Genomic DNA, 6078 nt, shown 5'->3' on the forward strand with positions numbered 1-6078 from the left:
TTTCGCATATTATTCTGCGGTCATAATAATAATTCTCGTTTACGTTATCATTCACCTTTTTCATCAGAGATCCATCATGGCGCTTTCCAATACTGCTCAGCCAATTAACACGTCGCTGCGTAAAATCGCAGCCGTCGTAGCCACAGCGGTTGCCGGCATGTCTGCTTATGCACAGGCCGCTGAAACCCCCAAGAAAGAAGAAACCATCACCGTGACTGCCGCACCGGCTGCACAGGAAAGTGCCTGGGGTCCTGCACCGACGATTGCGGCAAAACGCACTGCAACGGCGACGAAAACCGATACACCCATTGAGAAAACCCCGCAGTCTATTTCTGTTGTGACTCGTGAAGAGATGGACATGAAACAGCCGGGGACGGTTAAACAGGCCCTGGCCTATACCCCAAGCGTTTTCGCAACGCGCGGCGCCTCAACAACTTACGATGTGGTTTCGATTCGTGGTTTCACGACCTCCAGCACCGTGAATACCAACCAGTATCTGGATGGGATGAAGTTGCAGGGAGACAACTACTCTGAAGCGTCCATGGACCCGTACTTCCTTGAGCGCGTAGAGCTGCTGCGTGGCCCGACGTCTGTACTGTATGGCAAAAGCCATCCGGGCGGCGTAGTGAGTATGGTCAGCAAGCGTCCAACCACGGAACCGTTGAAAGAAATTCAGTTCAAAATGGGGACGGATAACCTCTGGCAGACGGGGTTTGATTTCAGCGACGCGATTGACGATGACGGCGTGTGGTCCTACCGTCTGACCGGTCTGGGACGTAGTGAGAACGCGCAGCAGGAAATGGTGAAGTCTACTCGTTACGCGATTGCGCCGTCTTTCAGCTGGCGTCCTGATGATAAAACCGATTTCACCTTCCTGAGCAACTTCCAGAGCGATCCGGATGCGGGTTACTACGGCTGGCTGCCACGTGAAGGTACCGTTGTGCCTTACTATGATGCTAACGGAAAAGCGCACAAACTGCCGACCGACTTCAACGAAGGTGATGAAGACAATAAGATCTCCCGTCGTCAGAAAATGGTGGGTTACAGCTTCGCGCATGAATTCAACGACACCTTCACCGTGCGTCAGAACCTGCGTTATACCAAAATCAACACCCTTTACCGTTCAGTTTACGGTAACGGCTATATCGCCCCGGCCCAGATCAGCCGTGCCTACGTGCGCTCAGATGAAGACCTCAACTCGTTCACGGTTGATACACAGCTCCAGTCGAAATTCGCGACCGGCGCCGTTGACCATACCCTGCTGACGGGTGTGGATTACCTTCGTATGCGAAATGACATTGATGCTGACTACGGCACCGCCGATCCGATCAGCATGAACAATCCTCAGCACGGCAATGCGAACGTCAATGTGAACTTCCCGTATGCCATGCTCAATCGTCAGGAGCAGACCGGGCTCTATGCGCAGGATCAGGCTGAATGGGATAAGTGGGTACTCACCCTGGGTGGCCGCTATGACTTTGCGAAAACGTCTGCCTTTAACCGTAATAACGGAACCACCGCGGAAATTAACGATCAGGCATTTACCTGGCGCGGGGGGATTAACTACCTGTTCGACAACGGGATTACACCATACTTCAGCTACAGTGAATCCTTTGAACCGCTCTCTGGCACCACCCAGGGCGGCAAACCGTTCGATCCGGCGCGCGGCAAGCAGTATGAAGCGGGCGTGAAGTATGTTCCAAAAGATCTGCCTGTTGTAGTGACGGCAGCGGTATACCAGCTGACCAAGAACAATAACCTGACCGCCGATCCGGCGAACCCGACCAGCGGCTTTAGCGTGCAGGGCGGTGAAATTCGCTCCCGAGGCTTTGAGCTGGAAGCGAAAGCGGCGGTGTCGGCTAACGTGAACGTGACGGCGGCCTACAGCTACACCGATGCGGAATACACCCACGACACCTGGTATGAAGGTCGTCGTCCGGCAGAAGTACCGCGCAACATGGCATCACTGTGGGCGGATTACACCTTCCACGAGACGGCGCTAAGTGGCCTGACCGTTGGTGCGGGTGCTCGCTACATCGGTAACACGGTGACGTACTACTCCTCAGCGTCGCCTAAAGCCTATGAGTCCTTTAACGTCGCGGGTTATGCCCTGGCGGATGCGACCGTGAAATACGATCTGGCGCGCTTCGGTCTGCCGGGCTCTTCCGTCGGCGTCAACGTGAACAACATCTTTGATCGTGAATACGTCTCCAGCTGCTACAGCGAGTATGCATGCTACTGGGGAGCAGGACGCCAGGTTGTTGCCACGGCGACCTTCCGCTTCTAACCTCTTTATGGGCACGGTTCGCCGTGCCCTTTTTATTTAAGTTGGCTGACATGCAGGATACTAAAACGCAATCCGACTCCACCTTCACGCTCAACAATCTCTCCTTTCGCGTACCCGGGCGCACCTTGCTGCATCCGCTCTCTTTGACGTTTCCCGCAGGTAAAGTGACCGGTTTAATCGGGCACAATGGTTCCGGTAAATCGACGCTGCTGAAGATGCTGGGCCGTCATCAGCCGCCGTCCGAGGGCGACATTCTGCTGGATGACCAGCCGCTGGCGAGCTGGAGCAGTAAGGCCTTTGCCCGCAAGGTGGCCTATCTGCCGCAGCAGTTGCCGCAGGCGGAGGGGATGACGGTGCGCGAGCTGGTGGCGATTGGACGTTATCCGTGGCACGGTGCGCTCGGGCGTTTTGGCGTTGCTGACAGAGAGAAAGTGGAAGAGGCGATCGCGCTGGTTGGGTTAAAACCGCTGGCGCACCGTCTGGTGGATAGCCTGTCCGGTGGCGAGCGTCAGCGCGCATGGATCGCAATGCTGGTGGCGCAGGACAGCCGCTGCCTGCTGCTCGACGAACCCACTTCAGCGCTGGATATTGCTCATCAGGTTGACGTCCTGGCGCTGGTGCATCGGTTAAGCCAGCAGCGCGGCCTGACGGTGATTGCCGTTCTGCATGATATCAACATGGCGGCACGCTACTGCGACTATCTGGTAGCGCTGCGCGGCGGTGAAATGATCGCTCAGGGTACGCCTGCCGAACTGATGCGCAGCGAAACGCTGGAACATATCTACGGTATTCCTATGGGCATTCTGCCTCACCCGGCCGGGGCTGCACCCGTGAGCTTTGTCTACTGATGCTGGATCAAACATTAATTAGCCGCCGTCGCCTGCTGACGGCCATGGCACTCTCACCGCTGCTGTTAAAGATGGGCCCGGCCCGCGCTGCCGCAGTCGATCCGCACCGCATCGTGGCGCTGGAGTGGTTGCCCGTCGAACTGATGATGGCGCTGGGCGTGACGCCTTACGGCGTGGCCGATATTCCCAACTACACCCTGTGGGTGAATGAGCCAAAACTGCCGGACTCCGTCATCGACATCGGTCTGCGTACGGAGCCGAACCTCGAGCTTCTCACCCAGATGAAACCGTCTTATTTATTCTGGTCTGCGGGGTATGGCCCGTCGGAAGAGACCATGGCGAAGATTGCGCCCGGACGGGGCTTTTCCTTTAGCGACGGTAAAAAGCCGCTGACCATGGCAAAAAATTCCATCCACGAGATGGCGCAGTTCCTCAACCGTGAGGCTGAGGCGAAAAAACATCTCAATGAATTTGATGCGCTGATTGATTCCCTTAAGCCGCGCTTTGCCCACCGTGGCGATCGGCCTTTGCTGATGGTGACCCTGCTGGATGCCCGCCATATGCTGGTCTTTGGAAATAACTGTCTGTTCCAGGAAGTACTCGACAGCTTTGGCATTCGCAATGCCTGGGAAGGCGAGATGACGTTCTGGGGCAGTACCGCAGTGGGTATTGACCGTCTGGCGGCGTTTCGTGATGTGGACGTGCTGTGCTTTGACCACGGCAATGAGCGCGAAATGCAAACCCTGATGGCGACTCCGCTCTGGCAGGCAATGCCGTTCGTCCGCGAGCAGCGCTTCCTGCGCGCGCCAGCGGTATGGTTCTACGGCGCGACGCTGTCGGCCATGCATTTTGCCCGCGTGCTGGACAATGCACTGGGAGGCAAGGCATGAGCACGCGTATGGCCCGTTTCCCGATGTTACTGTTAGCGCTCATTTTTCTGGCTGCCCTGACATTAACCGGCTTTAACCTGACCACGGCGTTACCGCGCGATCAGTGGGCAGCCGCGTTTGCCGCACCGGATATCGACAATATTCAGCAAATGCTGTTCCACTACAGCCTGCTGCCGCGTCTGGCTATCTCCCTGCTGGTCGGGGCGGGACTGGGACTGGTGGGCGTACTGTTTCAGCAGGTGCTACGTAACCCGCTGGCGGAGCCAACCACGCTGGGCGTGGCGACGGGGGCTCAGCTGGGGATCACCATCACCACGCTCTGGACCCTGCCGGGAGCGTTAACCTCGCAGTTTGCCGCGCTGGCAGGCGCATGCGTGGTCGGTGCGCTGGTCTTTGGCGTAGCCTGGGGAAAACGTCTCTCACCGGTCACGCTGATCCTCGCGGGGCTGGTCGTCAGCCTCTACTGTGGGGCGATCAACCAGCTGCTGGTGCTGTTTCACCACGACCAGCTGCAAAGCATGTTTATGTGGAGTACCGGCACGCTCACCCAGACCGACTGGAGTATCGTCCAGCGCCTGTGGCCGCAGCTGTTTGGCGGCGTGGTGCTGACGCTGCTGCTGCTGCGTCCGCTCACGCTGATGGGCCTCGATGACGGCGTGGCGCGCAATCTCGGGCTGGCGCTGTCGCTGGCCCGTCTGGCGGCCCTGACCCTGGCGATTGTGCTGAGCGCGTTACTGGTTAACGCCGTCGGCATCATCGGTTTTATCGGCCTGTTTGCGCCATTGCTGGCAAAAATGCTCGGCGCGCGCCGTCTGCTGGCGCGTCTGATGCTGGCGCCGCTGATTGGTGCGCTGATCCTCTGGCTTTCCGATCAGCTCATTCTCTGGCTGGCGCGCGTCTGGATGGAAGTTTCCACGGGCTCGGTGACGGCCCTGATCGGCGCGCCGCTGCTGCTGTGGCTGCTGCCGCGCCTGCGCAGCATTAGCGCTCCGGCGATGGATGCCGGCGATAAAGTGCATGCCGAGCGTCAGTCGGTGGTGTGGTTCAGCCTTGCCGGGCTGGCAGTGCTGGTTATCGCCTCGTTTGCCGCACTCTCGCTGGGACGCGACGCCACGGGCTGGCACTGGGCAACGGGGGATTTGCTGCATGAACTCATGCAGTGGCGCTGGCCGCGGATTTTCTCCGCGCTGATTGCTGGCGTCATGCTGGCGGTGGCGGGCTGTATTATCCAGCGTCTCACCGGCAACCCGATGGCAAGCCCGGAAGTATTAGGGATCAGCTCCGGGGCCGCGTTTGGCGTAGTGTTGATGTTGTTCCTCGTACCGGGAAATGCGTTCGGCTGGCTGATGCCTGCCGGGAGTATCGGTGCGGCAGTCACGCTGATGATTATCCTGATCGCCTCCGGGCGAGGTGGTTTCTCACCTCACCGCATGCTGCTGGCCGGGATGGCGCTCAGCACCGCGTTTACTATGCTGCTGATGATGTTGCAGGCGAGCGGCGATCCGCGCATGGCGCAGATCCTGACATGGATTTCCGGTTCAACATACAACGCCACTGGCAGTCAGGTGGTGCATACCGGGATTGTGATGATCGTGCTGCTGGCGATTGTGCCGCTGTGCCGCCGCTGGATGACCATTCTGCCGCTGGGTGGGGATACCGCCCGCGCGGTCGGGGTGGCGCTGACGCCAACGCGCATTGCGCTGTTGCTGCTGGCCGCGTGCCTGACGGCGACGGCCACCATGACTATCGGCCCGCTCAGTTTTGTCGGATTAATGGCGCCGCATATCGCCCGTATGATGGGTTTCCGCAGGACTTTGCCGCATATCGTGATCTCTGCGCTGACGGGCGGGGCGATCCTGGTCTTTGCTGACTGGTGCGGAAGGATGGTGCTGTTCCCGTATCAGATCCCGGCGGGCCTCCTGTCGACCTTTATCGGCGCGCCTTACTTTATTTATCTGTTGAGAAAGCAGAGTCGGTAATAAAAGTAAACGACAATCCTTAGATTGCCGTTTTAGTGTTTGCTCCCTCTCCCTGTGGGCTGAGGGATCCCCAG

General features: G+C 58.5%; 4 protein-coding genes. All 4 read left to right on the forward strand.

Annotated elements, in window-relative coordinates; translation table 11 throughout:
- The first annotated feature begins 76 nt into the window (after window positions 1-76).
- The 4 genes from fhuA to fhuB are packed head-to-tail and all read left to right on the forward strand — an operon-like array spanning window position 77 to window position 6004.
- Entirely contained in the window at window positions 77-2287 is a 2211-nt protein-coding gene (fhuA, locus tag INF86_RS21465; RefSeq protein WP_023299357.1) for a ferrichrome porin FhuA, read from the forward strand.
- A 50-nt stretch (window positions 2288-2337) separates the two neighbouring features.
- Complete coding sequence (gene fhuC, locus INF86_RS21470; RefSeq protein ID WP_022647093.1) at window positions 2338-3135, forward strand: Fe3+-hydroxamate ABC transporter ATP-binding protein FhuC; 798 nt, start codon at window positions 2338-2340, stop codon at window positions 3133-3135.
- Window positions 3135-4025, forward strand: a complete 891-nt coding sequence (fhuD, locus tag INF86_RS21475) for a Fe(3+)-hydroxamate ABC transporter substrate-binding protein FhuD (protein ID WP_193543911.1) — start codon at window positions 3135-3137, stop codon at window positions 4023-4025. The genes fhuC and fhuD overlap by 1 nt, the downstream gene beginning before the upstream one ends.
- On the forward strand, window positions 4022-6004 hold the full coding sequence (gene fhuB, locus INF86_RS21480) for a Fe(3+)-hydroxamate ABC transporter permease FhuB (RefSeq protein WP_193543912.1): 1983 nt from the start codon (window positions 4022-4024) through the stop codon (window positions 6002-6004). The genes fhuD and fhuB overlap by 4 nt, the downstream gene beginning before the upstream one ends.
- The last annotated feature ends 74 nt before the right edge of the window (window positions 6005-6078 follow it).

It is taken from the genome of Enterobacter cloacae complex sp. I1M (assembly GCF_014982425.1).
GTDB classification, from domain to species: domain Bacteria; phylum Pseudomonadota; class Gammaproteobacteria; order Enterobacterales; family Enterobacteriaceae; genus Enterobacter; species Enterobacter intestinihominis.